Annotated in this window: 13 protein-coding genes; 1 reads left to right on the top strand and 12 read right to left on the bottom strand. The window is 55.5% G+C overall.

All coding sequences use genetic code 11. The features are described 5' to 3' along the window. Positions 1 to 22: 22 nt before the first annotated feature. From tolA to cydA, 8 genes are all read right to left on the bottom strand, one after another. A complete protein-coding gene (gene tolA / locus JK621_RS05065; protein ID WP_212558876.1) occupies positions 23 to 1,360 on the bottom strand; it encodes a cell envelope integrity protein TolA in 1,338 nt (445 codons plus the stop codon). Positions 1,361 to 1,441: 81 nt separating this feature from the next. Further along, positions 1,442 to 1,870, bottom strand: a complete 429-nt coding sequence (gene tolR / locus JK621_RS05060; RefSeq protein ID WP_004949769.1) for a colicin uptake protein TolR — start codon at positions 1,868 to 1,870, stop codon at positions 1,442 to 1,444. A gap of 12 nt (positions 1,871 to 1,882) precedes the next feature. Further along, positions 1,883 to 2,566 carry a Tol-Pal system protein TolQ gene (gene tolQ / locus JK621_RS05055; protein ID WP_006324117.1) on the bottom strand — a complete coding sequence of 228 codons (684 nt, stop codon included), beginning with the start codon at positions 2,564 to 2,566 and terminating at the stop codon, positions 1,883 to 1,885. Continuing rightward, positions 2,563 to 2,967: a tol-pal system-associated acyl-CoA thioesterase gene (gene ybgC / locus JK621_RS05050; RefSeq protein WP_212558875.1), complete on the bottom strand. Its 405-nt coding sequence runs from the start codon at positions 2,965 to 2,967 to the stop codon at positions 2,563 to 2,565. Before ybgC ends, tolQ begins: the two co-directional genes overlap by 4 nt. Positions 2,968 to 3,097: 130 nt before the next feature. Next, positions 3,098 to 3,394 (bottom strand): cyd operon protein YbgE, encoded by a 297-nt coding sequence (gene ybgE, locus JK621_RS05045; RefSeq protein WP_212558874.1) that lies wholly within the window; start codon positions 3,392 to 3,394, stop codon positions 3,098 to 3,100. Next, a complete protein-coding gene (gene cydX, locus JK621_RS05040) occupies positions 3,394 to 3,507 on the bottom strand; it encodes a cytochrome bd-I oxidase subunit CydX (RefSeq protein ID WP_004949761.1) in 114 nt (37 codons plus the stop codon). The genes ybgE and cydX overlap by 1 nt, the downstream gene beginning before the upstream one ends. Positions 3,508 to 3,524: 17 nt before the next feature. Beyond that, positions 3,525 to 4,664, bottom strand: coding sequence for a cytochrome d ubiquinol oxidase subunit II (cydB, locus tag JK621_RS05035; RefSeq protein WP_212558873.1), 1,140 nt, complete (start codon positions 4,662 to 4,664; stop codon positions 3,525 to 3,527). 14 nt (positions 4,665 to 4,678) lie between these two features. Continuing rightward, positions 4,679 to 6,247: a cytochrome ubiquinol oxidase subunit I gene (gene cydA / locus JK621_RS05030; protein ID WP_004949759.1), complete on the bottom strand. Its 1,569-nt coding sequence runs from the start codon at positions 6,245 to 6,247 to the stop codon at positions 4,679 to 4,681. An 808-nt stretch (positions 6,248 to 7,055) separates the two neighbouring features. On the opposite strand from cydA, the gene JK621_RS05025 reads away from it, so the two are divergent. After that, positions 7,056 to 8,954, top strand: a complete 1,899-nt coding sequence (locus tag JK621_RS05025) for a bifunctional metallophosphatase/5'-nucleotidase (protein WP_212558872.1) — start codon at positions 7,056 to 7,058, stop codon at positions 8,952 to 8,954. Positions 8,955 to 9,017: 63 nt separating this feature from the next. Here the strand turns inward: JK621_RS05025 and sucD are convergent, their stop codons facing one another. The 4 genes from sucD to sucA all read right to left on the bottom strand — a co-directional run bounded on the left by sucD (position 9,018) and on the right by sucA (position 15,341). Further along, a complete protein-coding gene (gene sucD / locus JK621_RS05020) occupies positions 9,018 to 9,890 on the bottom strand; it encodes a succinate--CoA ligase subunit alpha (protein WP_004949757.1) in 873 nt (290 codons plus the stop codon). After that, positions 9,890 to 11,056 (bottom strand): ADP-forming succinate--CoA ligase subunit beta, encoded by a 1,167-nt coding sequence (gene sucC / locus JK621_RS05015; protein WP_004949756.1) that lies wholly within the window; start codon positions 11,054 to 11,056, stop codon positions 9,890 to 9,892. The genes sucD and sucC overlap by 1 nt, the downstream gene beginning before the upstream one ends. Before the next feature lie 238 nt (positions 11,057 to 11,294). Continuing rightward, positions 11,295 to 12,515: a 2-oxoglutarate dehydrogenase complex dihydrolipoyllysine-residue succinyltransferase gene (odhB, locus tag JK621_RS05010; RefSeq protein ID WP_004949755.1), complete on the bottom strand. Its 1,221-nt coding sequence runs from the start codon at positions 12,513 to 12,515 to the stop codon at positions 11,295 to 11,297. An 18-nt stretch (positions 12,516 to 12,533) separates the two neighbouring features. Then, positions 12,534 to 15,341: a 2-oxoglutarate dehydrogenase E1 component gene (gene sucA / locus JK621_RS05005; protein WP_126486279.1), complete on the bottom strand. Its 2,808-nt coding sequence runs from the start codon at positions 15,339 to 15,341 to the stop codon at positions 12,534 to 12,536. Positions 15,342 to 15,626: the final 285 nt, after the last annotated feature.

Genomic DNA, 15,626 nt, shown 5'->3' with positions numbered 1-15,626 from the left:
TATGACTTAGCTCAGACAACCATTACTGTGGTTTAAATTCAAGAATAGAACTCTTAAATTGCTGATAAACGGCATCGCTCGGCGGTTTAGGAATATTTGCCGATCTTGCTGCTGCTACCGCTGCCTGACATAAGGCAGGATCGCCACCCGCCGCCTGAACGCTAATCAATAAACCATCAGGAGCCAAGCGGATACGCAGATCGCAGGTTTTCCCACTGTAATCCGAAGCACCGTAGAACTTGCTCTTTATAGCTGCCTGAATTTGACTTTTATAACCATTAATATCAGCCCCACTGGCCCCTGCAGTCTTGGCATTGCCCTGACCGGCAGGTTTACCGTCGCCCTTCGACTTAGCGCCGCCAGACTTGGCGCCGCCGCCTTTCGGTGCGTTCTTACCGTCCGCCAGGTCGCCAAACAGATCGTTCACATCGGAAGACTGCTCAGCAGCGGCGGCAGCCGCCTTCTTCTTGGCATCCGCTGCGGCTTTCTTGGCTGCGGCCTTCTCGGCGGCAGCCGCTTTTTTCTCAGCCTCTGCGGCCGCTTTCTTTTCGGCGTCAGCCGCTGCCTTTTTCTCGGCTTTCTCGGCTTCCGCTGCAGCTTTCTTCTCAGCTTCCGCTGCGGCTTTCTTCTCGGCGTCAGCAGCCGCTTTTTTCTCTGCGGCTTCAGTCGCTTTTTGCTCAGCGGCAGCCGCTTTCTTCGCTTCTTCCGCCTGTTTCTTGGCGGCAGCGGCAGCGGCGGCTTCTTTCTTGGCTTCAGCTTCCGCTTTCTTCTGCGCGTCCGCCTGTGCCTTGGCAACTTTATCCGCTTCGGCCTTGGCCTTGGCGGCGGCGGCTTCCGCTACTTTCTGTTGTTCTTTGGCTTTCTCCGCAGCCTTCTCGGCTACTTTTTGCTGTTCAGCGGCCTGCTTTTGTTGCTCGGCGGCCTGTTTCTGCTGTTCTGCCGCTTGCTTTTGCTGCTCTGCGGCCTGCTTTTGCTGTTCAGCCTGTTCTTTCGCGTCCTGCGCCGCTTTTTCCTGCGCGGTCAAACGCTCTTTCTCCAGCTCTTTCAGGCGTTGTTGTTCCGCCGCCTGCTTCTGCTGAAGTTCTTCGGCCTGTTGCTCCGCTTTTTTCTGGCGCTGCTTTTCAGCACGCTGCGCGTCGTTACTCTGCTGTTGCTGGCGGTTGTACTGCTCCACCACTGCCCCAGGATCGACCATCACTGCACCGACGACCGAACCTTCGCCGCCACCGCCGGCGCTGTCCATGTTGACGTTTTCTTGCAGCGATCCCCAAATCAGCAGGGCAATCAATATGAAGTGCAGAACGACCGAAACAATAACGGCGCGGTTCAGCTTATCGTTTTGCTCAGTTGCCTTTACCAAAATAGATTCCCAAAAACTGGTGTTGCTTATACGGGGTTCCTGCGCCGCAGCACAGGAACCGGGTTGCCTCTAACCTTGTGGTCAGATTGGCTGGGTCATCAGCCCCACGGAAGCGACGCCCGCCTGATGAAGAATATTCAATGCCTTGATAATCTCATCGTAGGGTACTTCCTTCGCCCCGCCGATCAAAAAGACCGTCTTCGGGTTAGCCGCTAAACGCGACTTGGCTTCGGCTGCAACCTGCTCCGGCGGCAACAACTCCATGCGGTTGTGATCCACCACCAGCGTATATTGACCGACACCGGAAACCTCGAGGATCACCGGCGGGTTATCGTCACTGGACACCGCCTTGGAATCGGTGGCATCAGGCAGATCAACCTCAACGCTCTGGGTGATGATCGGCGCGGTTGCCATAAAGATCAGCAACAGCACCAGCAACACGTCGAGCAACGGAACTATGTTAATTTCGGACTTCAGCTCGCGCCGATTGCGTCCACGAACTCTCGCCATGCTACCTCCTACTTATTTGCTGTCGCTGGAGAAGGCCTGACGATGCAGAATAGCGGTAAACTCTTCCATAAAGTTGTCGTAATTCTGCTCAAGCTTGTTAACGCGCTGGTTGAGACGGTTATAGGCCATAACGGCCGGGATAGCGGCAAACAAACCGATGGCGGTTGCGATCAGTGCTTCGGCGATACCCGGTGCTACCATTTGCAGCGTGGCCTGTTTCACCGCACCCAGTGCGATAAAGGCGTGCATAATCCCCCACACGGTGCCGAACAAACCGATATACGGACTGATCGACCCCACGGTGCCGAGGAAAGGAATGTGGTTTTCCAGCGTTTCCAGCTCGCGGTTCATCGAGATGCGCATGGCGCGTGACGCGCCTTCGATCACCGATTCCGGCGCATGGTTGTTAGCGCGGTGCAAGCGAGCGAATTCTTTGAAACCAGAATGGAAAATTTGTTCGGAGCCGGTCAGGCTATCGCGACGTGCCTGGCTTTCCTGATACAGACGGGAAAGTTCAATACCGGACCAGAATTTGTCTTCAAAGGCCTCGGCGTCACGCGTGGCCGCATTAAGGATGCGGGTGCGCTGAATGATGATCGCCCAGGAGGCCACTGAGAAGCATATCAAAATCAACATGATAAGCTTAACCAGCAGGCTTGCCTTCAAGAATAAATCTAGGATGTTCATCTCATTCACTGCTTAAACTCCGCGACAATAGACTTAGGAAGCGCTATCGGCTTCATTTGGTGTGGATCAATGCATGCAATCAACACATCGGCCTGACTCAAAAGAGTTCCGTCAGAATTGACAATACGTTGAGCAAACGTGAGAGAAGCCCCGCGCATTAAGATGATTTCACTCTGCACTTCCAGCTGTTCGTCGAGACGAGCCGGAACCAGATAATCCACCGTCATGCGCCGGACTACGAAAGCGATATGTTCACTGAGCAGCTGCTGTTGATGAAAGTTGTGGTGACGCAGCATCTCGGTGCGCGCTCTTTCAAAAAAGGCGACATAGCGGGCGTGATAGACCACACCACTGGCATCGGTATCCTCGTAGTAAACGCGAACCGGCCATCGAAACAACGTATTACTCACTCTACTTCCCAGCAATGCAATTTAACGGTGCTACTATACGCAAGACGGATCGGGTTGGGAATGGGTTACAAGAAGGGAACGAAAATAATTATGGGCCTGAACGGCCCATAACACGGGGATATAACGGAGATTATAAAGAAACGTAAAATAATCCTGCGGCCAGGATCACAATTGCCGGAAGTGGCGCAAAAAAAGCGCGCCATAACGAACGCTGCGGCCGGAACCCGACGCCGTGAATCACGCCGGTGCACACCGCCCAAATAAGCAGCAGGCCTTCCCAAATCTCCAGCGAGCTGGTCTTCGCCGCAAAGCGGGTCGGATCCCAGAAAATACAGCCCGCCAAAATCAACGCCAGCACCAATGAAAGGGCCCGAACCGGGCCCTTGTCAGTCATGGCGTACAGCTTGTCAGCCAATGACGCACTCATCACTTGCCGTCTTGCTGCGCTTTTGAATCTTCGTGGTGCTCAAGCGCCAGCGCCGTAATGATACCGAAGGCACAGGCAAGAAGCGTTCCGAGGATCCAGGCAAAATACCACATGGTTTAGCTCCTTATCCTTAATACAGCGAATGCTTGTTGTTCTCGATGAAGTTCTTGTCGAGACGGCCAAACATTTTGTAGTACGACCAACTGGTGTACGCCAGAACGATAGGCACGAAGATCGCCGCAACAACGGTCATCACTTCTAGCGTAAACAGGCTGGACGTCGCGTCCCACATGGTCAGGCTAACGTTAGGCACGGTGCTTGACGGCATCACGAACGGGAACATGGTTACCCCGGCGGTCAGGATCACACAGGCAATGGTCAGCGACGAAGACACGAAGGCCAACGCGTCTTTCTGCAAGCGCGAGAACAGCGCGGTGAACAACGGCAGCACGACGCCCAATGCAGGCAGCGCCCACAGAGCCGGGAACTTGTTGAAGTTAATCAACCAGGCACCCGCCTGATGCGCCACTTCTTTACGCATCGGGTTAGACTCCGCCATGGTATTCAGCGCCGAGGTAATCACATACCCATCGATGCCTTTCACCAGCCATACGCCGCCCAACAGGAAGCATACCGCCATCACCAGCGTGGAGATCTGCGCCGCAGCGCGTGCGCGCAGGTGGATCTCGCCGGAGGTACGCATCTGCAGATAAGTTGCCCCTTGCGTCACCAGCATGGTCAGGCTGACCACGCCCGCCAACAGGCCGAACGGGTTCAGCAGTTGGAAGAAGTTGCCGGTGTAGAACAGACGCATGTATTCGTCCATGTGGAACGGCACGCCCTGCAACAGGTTGCCGAACGCCACGCCGAACACCAAGGCCGGCACGAAGCTGCCGATGAAAATGCCCCAGTCCCACATGTTGCGCCAGCGGCTGTTTTCCAGCTTCGAACGGTAGTCAAAACCGACCGGGCGGAAGAACAAGGCTGACAGCACCAGGATCATCGCGACGTAGAAACCGGAGAACGCCGCCGCATAGACCATCGGCCAGGCGGCGAACAGGGCGCCACCCGCGGTGATCAGCCACACCTGGTTACCGTCCCAGTGCGGAGCGATGGCGTTGATCATCACCCGGCGCTCAGTATCGGTTTTGCCGATAATGCGCAGCAGAATGCCGACGCCCATGTCGAAACCGTCGGTGACGGCGAAACCGATCAGCAATACGCCAATCAGAGCCCACCAGATAAATCGCAGTACTTCATAGTCAAACATACGTGGACTCCTGTTTAGCGCGCTTCCTGCACGGCGGCAGTCGGTTGTTCAAAGTGGTAGCGGCCAGTTTTCAGGCTGCTTGGACCCAGACGCGCAAATTTGAACATCAGGTACATCTCAGCCACCAGGAACAGGGTGTACAAGCCGCAAATCAGCCCCATCGAGAACAGAATGTCGCCCGCAGTCAGTGAAGAGTTGGCGACAGCCGTCGGCAGCACCTCACCGATCGCCCAGGGTTGACGACCGTATTCAGCCACAAACCAGCCGGCTTCGATCGCAATCCAGGGCAGCGGCAAGCCGTACAGCGCCGCGCGATGCAGCCATTTTCTCTGACCGATGCGACCGCGAATCACGCTCCAGAACGACAGACCGATAATAAACAGCATCAGCACGCCACAGGCCACCATGATGCGGAAGGCGAAGTACAGCGGCGCCACGCGTGGGATGGAGTCTTTGGTCGCTTGCTGGATTTGCGCTTCCGTCGCGTCGGTGACGTTCGGGGTATAACGCTTCAGCAACAGACCGTAGCCCAGATCCTGCTTGGCTTTATTGAACTCGGCACGCACGGCCGGATCGGTATTGCCGCCACGCAGCTCTTCGAGCAGTTGGTAAGCTTTCATGCCGTTGCGGATACGCACTTCATGCTGCGCCATCAGATCTTTCAGGCCGGTGACCTGGGTGTCCGTTGAGCGAGTCGCAATCAGCCCGAGCGCGTAAGGGATTTGAATCGCGTAGGAGTTTTCCATTTTATCCTGATTCGGGATCCCGAACAGGGTAAAGGCGGCCGGAGCCGGTTGGGTTTCCCACTCGGCTTCGATAGCGGCCAGTTTGGTTTTCTGCACGTCGCCCATTTCGTAACCGGATTCATCACCCAGCACGATAACGGACAATACGGCAGCCATACCGAAACTGGCGGCAATGGCGAAGGAGCGCTTGGCAAAGGCGACATCGCGGCCTTTCAACAGATAGTAAGAGCTGATACCCAGAACGAACATCGCGCCACAGGTGTAGCCGGCAGCCACGGTGTGCACAAACTTCACCTGCGCAACCGGGTTGAGCACCAATTCGGAGAAGCTGAGCATCTCCATGCGCATGGTTTCGAAGTTGAAGTCAGAGGCGATCGGGTTCTGCATCCAGCCGTTGGCAACCAGGATCCACAGTGCGGAGAAGTTCGAGCCCAGCGCCACAAGCCAGGTTACCGCCATGTGCTGCACTTTGCTCAGACGATCCCAGCCGAAGAAGAACAGGCCGACCAGCGTCGATTCCAGGAAGAACGCCATCAGACCTTCGATGGCCAGCGGGGCCCCGAAAATATCACCGACGTAATGGGAGAAATATGACCAGTTGGTCCCGAACTGGAACTCCATGGTCAAACCGGTGGCCACACCCAGAGCAAAGTTAATTGCAAATAACTTGCCCCAGAATTTGGTCATGTCTTTATAGATTTGTTTGCCAGACAGCACATATACCGTTTCCATAATTGCCAGCAAAAACGCCATGCCTAGCGTTAATGGGACAAATAAGAAATGGTACATAGCCGTTAAAGCAAACTGTAAGCGCGACAGTTCGACAATATCAAACATCTTGACTCCTTGCTCCTCGCAGGAAGACTCCGACATGCGGTTATCGGCATATACCCGTCATACTTGAAGCTGCATCTGTGTTGGCTGCGAACGCTCACCCCGATCGCTTACTTAAGTAAACTCCCAGGAACTCACGCTCTTGCCGTAGTGATGCAACATCCATTATTCAGGGTATGACTTTTTTCAAAGCTGCCGGTAACGCCCCGCAGTGAATGCCCTTAAAAACAACAAATTTGATCCAGCTTCTCCGCTTTCAACCGCACACTCACCGCAAGGCCCTGCGGGCCAACGTCAAGCACACCACTGAAAACCGACAACGGGTAACAAATGCAACAAGATCAACCATCCATAATCACAACATGGATGATACTCGCCCAATCCCACACAATAAATAGGTTTTTGCGTGATGTGGGTTAGACTTTTGGTTACAGGTCAAATCCTGGCCAAAAGAGGGACTCCAGGCTAATTTGATCTGAAACAATTTAAGCCTATCTCAGTATTATTTCCATATTCATCAGCACATTTCTCATAATTTTCTTAGGGTCATGTTGCGCAATGGTTTAATTGTTTTTTAATGATATTTTTGTGTTAAATAAATGTAATTTAAAAGCGGCACCATTGTATTATTACGCGCTTATTATGCGACATAATTAACTTTTTATTTCCAATAATCGAACACAGTGATTTCAGTCACAAAAGCAAAAAACTCTCTCCAATATTAGTCTATTTTTAGCTATTTGATCGTAAAGGTTGCATTTTTGTAGCAAAATAAAATCTTGTATAGAAAATCTTTGGCCTACAATAACTTATGAAAAAAATTCTTTTTGCCTCTGTTCTTGGACTCTCAGGGAGCGCCATTGCCGCGGAAACGGTGAATATTACGTTGCTGGGCACCTCTGACCTGCACGGCACCTTCGTGCCCTGGGACTACGCCAGCGATACCGAAAACCTGGCAGGTAGCCTGAGCCAGATCGCCACTCAGATTAAAAAACTGCGCGCCGAGCAGCCCAACCTGATCCTGGTTGACGCCGGCGACACCATACAGGGCAACTTTGTCGAAACCTTCAAACATGAAGCCATCAGCCCGATGATGCTGGGCTTCAACGCGCTCAGGTACGACGTCTGGGTGATGGGCAACCATGAGTTCGATTTCGGTCTGCCGGTGTTGGCGACACCGCTAAAACAGTTTGAAGGCACCGCGCTGGCGGGCAATATTTTCTGGGATAACGGCAAGCCGTTCCTGCCGGCGTACAAAATTGTCGAACGCCAGGGCGTTAAAATCGGCATTATCGGCATGGATACGCCAATGACCGCCGAGTTTGCCAAGGGCACCGATCGCACCAAAGGGCTGAACTTTACCGACCCTGTGCAAGCGGTGAAGAACGTAATCAGCGAGATTGACGGCCAGGTCGACGCCATCGTTCTGGTGGCGCATATGGGTATCGATAACGAAAACCAGCGACCAGGCACCGGCGTGGCCGACATTGCCAACGCCAACCCGCAGCTGGCGGCAATCGTCGCCGGGCATATGCATGTAAAAATCGACAAGGCGGTGGTCAACGGCGTCATTATTACCGAGCCGGATAAATATGGCCGCGCGCTATCGCGCATCGATCTGCAGTTTGAACGGCGCGACGGCAAATTCGCCCTGATCAATAAAGACAGTTTTACCTACCCGATTAAGGGCATCACGCCCGATAGCGGCATGCTGGCCCTCTACCAGCCGTATCACGATATCCTGCGCGCCAATGCCAATCGGGTGGTGGCGACGCTGACCGGCAGCGACCTGGTGCCTGCCGACGAGATCAAGGGCATTCCGCAGGTGCATATTCAGGATACCGGCATCAGCGCCCTGTTCCAGCAGGCCGCCCGTTATTACGCGCCGCAGGCGCAGGTGATCGCCCTGCAGATCGATAATGACTCCGCCAAACTCGATGTCGGTGAAATCAAGGCCAAGGATATCGCGTTTAACTATCAATACGCCGGCGGCGAAATCACCGTTTATCAGCTCAACGGCAAAGCGTTAAGGCAGTATATGGAATGGTCCGCCGGCTACTTTAACCAGCTTAAGCCGGGTGACGTCACCTACAGCTTTAACCCGGCGCGTCGCGCCTCCAAATACTCCACCAACGACTTTTTCGACGGCGTCACCTACAGCATCGATCTGCGCCAACCCGCCGGTTCGCGCATTACCGATTTACGCCTGGCCGATGGCACCCCGGTCACCGACGAGATGCCGATTCGCCTGGGCATGAACAGCTATCGCATGGGGCATCTGACGCAAAAAGGCGGCGCGCTGGAGGGACAATCCTTCCCGATACTGTCCGACAGCAAGGCGCAATACGGCGAGGAAGAAGGCACCATTCGCAATCTCACCCTGCGTTATCTGACGGAAGTGAAAAAAGGACAATATCAAGGGCAGCCGCAGCAACGCTGGAAACTGGTGGGCATGGAAGGTTATGAACCCCAACGGGCGATCGTTAAAAGTCTGTTAAATCAAGGTATCATCCGCGTTCCCACCACCGATGATGGCCGTTATACCAACGTGGCCTCGATCAACGTCAAAGACGCATTATTCAGTGACGCCGCCGGCTATAACGCCGCTCTCTCCTCGCTCGAAAAGCAACGGAGAACCGGCAACGACGCAATGCAAAAACAACGTCTGCAGGATCACATCGCGCTGATCAAGGCACTCAACAGCTTCTGATCCCTTGCCATAAAAAAGGCCACCCCAAAGGGTGGCCAATCATATCGAGAGAGTCTTGCCGTATCAGCGATTCAATACCGCTTTTACCGCTTCACCGATGTCAGCCAGGCTGCGCACGGTTTTAACCCCGGCCGCTTCCAGCGCGGCGAATTTTTCGTCCGCAGTGCCTTTACCGCCGGCGATGATTGCGCCCGCGTGGCCCATACGTTTGCCTTTCGGCGCGGTAACGCCAGCAATGTAACCCACGACCGGCTTGGTGACGTGTTCTTTGATGTAAGCAGCCGCTTCTTCTTCCGCGCTACCGCCGATCTCGCCGATCATCACAATCGCTTCAGTCTGCGGATCTTCCTGGAACATTTTCAGGATATCGATGAAGTTGGAGCCAGGGATCGGGTCGCCGCCGATGCCCACACAGGTAGACTGGCCCAGACCGGTATCGGTGGTTTGCTTAACCGCTTCATAAGTCAGGGTACCGGAGCGGGAAACGATGCCCACTTTGCCCGGCAGGTGGATGTGGCCTGGCATGATGCCGATTTTGCACTCGCCCGGAGTGATAACGCCAGGGCAGTTCGGGCCAATCATGCGCACGCCGGCTTCATCCAGCTTCACTTTCACGGTCAGCATATCCAGCGTCGGGATGCCTTCGGTGATGGTGATGATCAGTTTGATGCCTGCATCGATAGCTTCCAGAATGGAATCTTTGCAGAACGGCGCCGGGACGTAGATCACGGACGCAGTGGCGCCGGTGGCTTCTACCGCTTCGCGCACGGTGTTGAACACCGGCAGACCCAGGTGTTGAGTGCCGCCTTTGCCCGGCGTAACGCCACCGACCATTTTGGTGCCGTAAGCGATAGCCTGCTCGGAGTGGAAGGTCCCCTGGCTACCGGTGAAGCCCTGGCAAATTACTTTGGTGTTCTTATCGATTAAAATGGACATTATTTACCCTCCACTGCCGCAACAACTTGCTGAGCCGCATCAGTCAGGCTGGTCGCAGCAATGATATTCAGACCGCTGTCCGCCAGTTTCTTGGCGCCCAGTTCGGCATTGTTCCCTTCCAGGCGCACGACCACAGGGACGTTAACGCCCACTTCGGCGACTGCGCCAATGATGCCGTCGGCGATCAGATCGCAGCGTACGATACCACCGAAAATGTTGACCAGAACCGCTTTCACCTTGTCGTCGGACAGAATGATTTTGAACGCTTCGGTCACGCGTTCTTTGGTCGCGCCGCCGCCTACGTCGAGGAAGTTGGCCGGTTCGCCGCCGTGCAGTTTAACGATGTCCATGGTGCCCATCGCCAGACCGGCGCCGTTAACCATGCAGCCGATGTTGCCGTCGAGAGCAACGTAGTTCAGCTCCCACTGCGCAGCGCGAGATTCACGCTCATCTTCCTGAGAAGGGTCACGCATTTCGCGCAGTTCAGACTGGCGGAACAGTGCGTTGCCGTCGGCGCCCAGTTTGCCGTCCAGGCAGATCAGATCGCCCTGCTTGGTCACTACCAGCGGGTTGATCTCAACCATCGCCAGGTCGCGCTCCAGGAACAGCGTCGCCAGACCCATGAAGATCTTGGCGAACTGGCCGACTTGCTTGCCGGTCAGGCCCAGTTTGAAGGCCAGCTCACGGCCCTGATAAGGCTGTGGGCCTGCCAGTGGGTCGATGGTCATTTTGTGGATCAGTTCCGGGGTTTCTTCCGCAACTTTTTCAATCTCAACGCCACCTTCGGTGGATGCCATAAACACCACGCGACGGCTTGCGCGATCGACCACCGCGCCCAGGTACAGTTCTTTATCGATGTCGGTCGCCGCTTCTACCAGGATCTGGTGAACCGGTTGGCCCAGCGCGTCAGTCTGGTAGGTCACCAGACGCTTGCCCAGCCAGGCTTCAGCGAAAGCACGGATGTCTTCTTTGCTGTTAACCACTTTAACGCCGCCAGCTTTACCGCGACCGCCAGCATGAACCTGACATTTTACCACCCACGGGCCTGAGCCGATTTTGGATGCGGCTTCTTCTGCTTCACGCGGTGTGGTACAGGCGTAACCGGTTGGTGCCGGCATGCCATACCGAGCAAACAGCTGTTTTGCCTGATATTCGTGTAAATTCATGATGTTCTATCCATTCAGTTCTGAAGGTTTTAGCCGAGCCATTTTGGCGGAAAACCGCATGACTTTAGTCGGCCACATAGCACAGAGTGTGGACGCGGCGTACCCGTCATACTTGAAGCTGCATCTTTGTTGGCTGCCTTCTCTCACCCCAGTCACATAGTTCGCTATGTTCCTGGGGATTCGTTCCGTTGCCGCCGCGATGCAACTTCAATTATTTAAGGTCGCGCGCCCATCAGGGTTATACGTCCAGCAGCAGACGAGCCGGATCTTCCAGCATCTCTTTCACCGTCACCAGGTAACCAACGGACTCTTTGCCGTCGATCAGGCGGTGATCGTAAGAAAGCGCCAGATACATCATTGGCTGGATCACAACCTGGCCATTCACCGCCATTGGGCGATCTTTAATGGCGTGCATGCCCAGGATCGCGCTCTGCGGCGGGTTGATGATCGGGGTAGACATCAATGAGCCGAATACGCCGCCGTTGGTAATGGTGAAGTTACCGCCGGTCAGTTCTTCCACGGTCAATTTACCGTCACGGCCTTTGACCGCCAGCTCTTTGATTTTCTTCTCGATATCCGCCATGCTCATGCTGTCCACATCGCGCAGAACCGGGGTCACCAGGCCGCGTGGAGTAGATACCGCAATGCTGATATCGAAGTAGTTGTGGTAGACCACGTCGGTGCCGTCGATGGAAGCGTTCACTTCCGGGAAGCGTTTCAGCGCTTCAACCACCGCCTTGATGTAGAAGGACATGAAGCCCAGACGTACACCGTGGCGTTTTTCGAAGGCTTCACCGTACTGCTTGCGCAGGTCCATGATCGGCTGCATGTTGATTTCGTTGAAGGTCGTCAGCATCGCAGTGCTGTTCTTCGCTTCCAACAGACGCTCAGCCACGCGCTTGCGCAGACGGGTCATCGGCACGCGTTTTTCGCTGCGGTTGCTCAGAGCAGGCTGCGGTGCGGCTTCAACTGCGGCTGCGGCCGGCTTGTCGGCTTTCTTGCCGTTAGCCAGATGCGCTTCCACGTCTTCGCGAGTGATGCGGCCACCCACGCCGCTGCCTTTGATGGCTGCAGCGTCGAGATCGTGTTCAGCAATCAGGCGGCGGATCGCCGGGCTGAGCGCATCGTTGCTCTCTTCTTCCAGGCTGGCGGTTGCGCGCTGTGCCGGAGTGGCTTCTTTAGCCTGGCTTTTCTCTTCGGTCGGCTTGCCAGAGCTGTTGCCCGGGCGAATACGGCCGAGGATCTGGCGAGAAAGCACGGTTGCGCCCTCTTCTTCCACGATCGCATCAAGAATACCTGCTTCGCTGGCCGGCACTTCCAACACAACTTTGTCAGTTTCGATTTCAACCAGCACTTCGTCACGCTGGACGCTGTCGCCTGGTTTCTTGTGCCAGGTGGCTACGGTCGCATCGGCAACCGATTCAGGAAGGTCAGGAACCAGAATATCTACGCTACTCATTTAGCTTTCCTTTAATCTTTATTCAATATTCAGCGCGTCATTAACCAGAGCCTGTTGCTGCTTCTGGTGTACGGACATATAACCGACCGCCGGAGAGGCGGAGGCTGGACGTCCGGCGTAACGTAAAGAAGCCCCGAACGGCACGACTTCACGGAAATTGTGTTGGCTGCAGTACCAGGCGCCCTGGTTCAGCGGCTCTTCCTGGCACCAGACGAAATCATGCACGTGAGCATACTTCTCCAGCACGGCCTGAACGGCCTGGTGCGGGAACGGGTACAGCTGCTCGATGCGTACGATAGCCACGTCTTTCTGGTCGTTCTTGCGGCGCTGTTCCAGCAGGTCGTAATACACCTTGCCGGAGCACATCACCACGCGTTTGACCGCTTTCGGATCCAGCTCGTCGATCTCGCCGATAGCCGGCAGGAAGGTGCCGTTAGCCAGTTCGTCCAGGGAAGAAACCGCCAGCGGATGACGCAGCAGGGATTTCGGTGACATCACCACCAACGGACGGCGCATACCGCGCAGCGCCTGACGACGCAGCATATGGTAAACCTGTGCCGGGGTGGACGGGATGCACACCTGCATATTCTGTTCTGCGCACAGCTGCAGGTAACGCTCCAGACGCGCGGAGGAGTGCTCCGGACCCTGGCCTTCGTAGCCGTGCGGCAACAGCATCACCAGGCCACACATACGGCCCCATTTCTGCTCGCCGGAGCTGATGAACTGATCGATCACCACCTGAGCGCCGTTGGCGAAGTCACCGAACTGCGCTTCCCAGATGGTCAGGGTGCGCGGTTCCGCAGTGGCGTAGCCGTATTCGAACGCCAGCACCGCTTCTTCAGACAGCACGGAGTCCCAGACTTTAAACTCGCCCTGCCCGCTGTGCACATTCGCCAGCGGAACGTAGACCGAACCGTTTTTCTGGTTATGCACCACTGCATGACGGTGGAAGAAGGTCCCGCGCCCGGCATCTTCACCGGAAATGCGAATCGGAATGCCTTCATCGACCATAGTGGCGTAGGCCAGCGTTTCAGCCGCGCCCCAATCGAACGCTTTGTTGCCTGCGGCCATCTCTGCACGGTCGCCGTAGATTTTCGCTACGCGCGACTGCATTTCGATCGCTTCCGGGACGGTGCTGATGCGACGAGCCAGTTCCTGCAAGCGCTTCATCTCAACCTTGCTTGGGTACTCTTCGTCCCACTCGTGGTTCAGGTACGGCGACCAGGTAAAGGAATGCAGATTCATCGGACGCCATTCTTCAACCACGCAATCGCCGCGATCGAGCGCATCGCGATACAGGTTGACCATTTCCGTGGCATCTTCCAGGCTCGCGACTTTCTGTTCGGTGAGAACGTCAGCATAAAGCTTGCGCGGCGTCGGATGTTTTTTGATTTTCTGGTACATCACCGGCTGGGTTGCACTTGGCTCGTCGGCCTCGTTATGCCCATGACGACGGTAGCAGACCAGATCGATCATCACATCGCGTTTGAAGGTGTTACGGAAATCCAACGCCAGGCGGGTAACGAACGCCACCGCTTCCGGATCGTCGGCATTGACGTGGAAGATCGGCGACTGCACCATTTTGGCGATATCGGTACAGTATTGGGTCGAACGCGCATCCAACGGGTTGGAGGTGGTGAAACCAACCTGGTTGTTGATGACGATACGCACCGTGCCGCCCACTTCGTAACCGCGAGCCTGCGACATGTTCAGGGTTTCCTGAACCACGCCCTGGCCGGTAATAGCGGCGTCACCGTGGATGGTGATTGGCAGCACCATGTTGCTGCGCGCTTCGTCCAGACGATCGCGGCGGGCACGTACGGAGCCCATCACCACCGGGCTGACGATCTCCAGGTGCGACGGGTTGAACGCCAGCGCCAGGTGAACCATGCCGCCTTCGGTTTCGACGTCGGAGGAGAAGCCCTGGTGATATTTTACGTCACCGGTGCCGAGGTGTTCTTTATGCTTGCCGGCAAACTCGTCGAACAGGTCGGCCGGTTTTTTGCCCAGCACGTTGATCAACACGTTCAGACGGCCGCGGTGAGCCATGCCCAGCACCACTTCGCGCGTGCCGTTCTTGCCGGCGTGGCGAACCATCTCTTTCAACATAGGCACCAGCGCATCGCCGCCTTCCAGAGAGAAGCGTTTCGCTCCCGGGAATTTAGCGCCGAGATAGCGTTCCAGACCTTCCGCTGCGGTCAGCTCGTTCAGGAAACGGCGTTTCTCTTCGTTGGTAAAGCTGGCGCGCCCCGCTACCGATTCGATGCGCTGTTGGATCCAGCGTTTCTCTTCGGTATTGGTGATGTGCATGTATTCCGCACCGATCGAACCGCAGTAAGTCTGCTTCAGCGCGGCATACAGATCGCCCAGCTTCATGGTCTCTTTGCCGATGGCAAATGAACCCACGTTGAAGGTTTCCTGGAAGTCTGCGTCGGTCAGATTGTGGTAAGCGGGATCGAGATCGGCAACGGTCTCTTGTTGCCACAGACCGAGCGGGTCGAGGTTGGCATGCTGATGTCCGCGGAAACGGAAGGCGTTGATCAGCTGCAGTACCTTGACCTGTTTGGCGTCGGTGTCTGGATCGTTGATGGTGGTGTTGTAACGCGCAGAGTCTTTCGCCAGGCGGCGGAAGTAGTCACGCGTTTGAGAGTGAAGCTGATCGGGTTTAACACCCGCGGTTGGTAGCTGTTGAAAAATGGAACGCCAGCTATCTTCAACGGAGCCCGGATCGGTTAAGAAGTCTTCATAGAGCTGTTCTATGTAAGACTGGTTCGCGCCCGCCAGATAGGAGGAATCCAGCCAGGCCTTCATTGCGCCGTTCTGCATCATGATCCCTTAAGCTTTGAAGCTTTAGTTTTCGCCGTGGTTAACATAATTACCGTGATGGATACGGTTTGCCGTAGAAACGGTTCACTCGACGTACTTAATACCCGTCGCCTTTCAAGCCGCAGCGTTGTTGCCTGCGTTCGCTCCCCCCAGTAACTTACATGGGGACTCGCGAACCGGTCGCCTGGCTGCAACTCGAAAATCATAGGGTATGCCATTATGGCCTGATACGTTTTGTTATGGACCTTGCGGTCCCTTACAAGGAACCTCTAAAAACCGGCGGGC

The organism is Serratia plymuthica, assembly GCF_018336935.1.
Taxonomy (GTDB): domain Bacteria; phylum Pseudomonadota; class Gammaproteobacteria; order Enterobacterales; family Enterobacteriaceae; genus Serratia; species Serratia plymuthica_B.
Note: the sequence above shows the minus strand (reverse complement) of the source record. Positions and strands in the feature narration are given on the sequence as shown.

Bases quoted from the DNA above. Each gene is read 5' to 3' on its own strand.
- tolR (WP_004949769.1), bottom strand. From the start codon at position 1,870: ATGGCGAGAGTTCGTGGACGCAATCGGCGCGAGCTGAAGTCCGAAATT.
- ybgE (WP_212558874.1), bottom strand. From the start codon at position 3,394: ATGAGTGCGTCATTGGCTGACAAGCTGTACGCCATGACTGACAAGGGC.
- cydX (WP_004949761.1), bottom strand. From the start codon at position 3,507: ATGTGGTATTTTGCCTGGATCCTCGGAACGCTTCTTGCCTGTGCCTTC.
- cydB (WP_212558873.1), bottom strand. From the start codon at position 4,664: ATGTTTGACTATGAAGTACTGCGATTTATCTGGTGGGCTCTGATTGGC.
- cydA (WP_004949759.1), bottom strand. From the start codon at position 6,247: ATGTTTGATATTGTCGAACTGTCGCGCTTACAGTTTGCTTTAACGGCT.
- JK621_RS05025 (WP_212558872.1), top strand. From the start codon at position 7,056: ATGAAAAAAATTCTTTTTGCCTCTGTTCTTGGACTCTCAGGGAGCGCC.
- sucD (WP_004949757.1), bottom strand. From the start codon at position 9,890: ATGTCCATTTTAATCGATAAGAACACCAAAGTAATTTGCCAGGGCTTC.
- sucC (WP_004949756.1), bottom strand. From the start codon at position 11,056: ATGAATTTACACGAATATCAGGCAAAACAGCTGTTTGCTCGGTATGGC.
- odhB (WP_004949755.1), bottom strand. From the start codon at position 12,515: ATGAGTAGCGTAGATATTCTGGTTCCTGACCTTCCTGAATCGGTTGCC.
- sucA (WP_126486279.1), bottom strand. From the start codon at position 15,341: ATGCAGAACGGCGCAATGAAGGCCTGGCTGGATTCCTCCTATCTGGCG.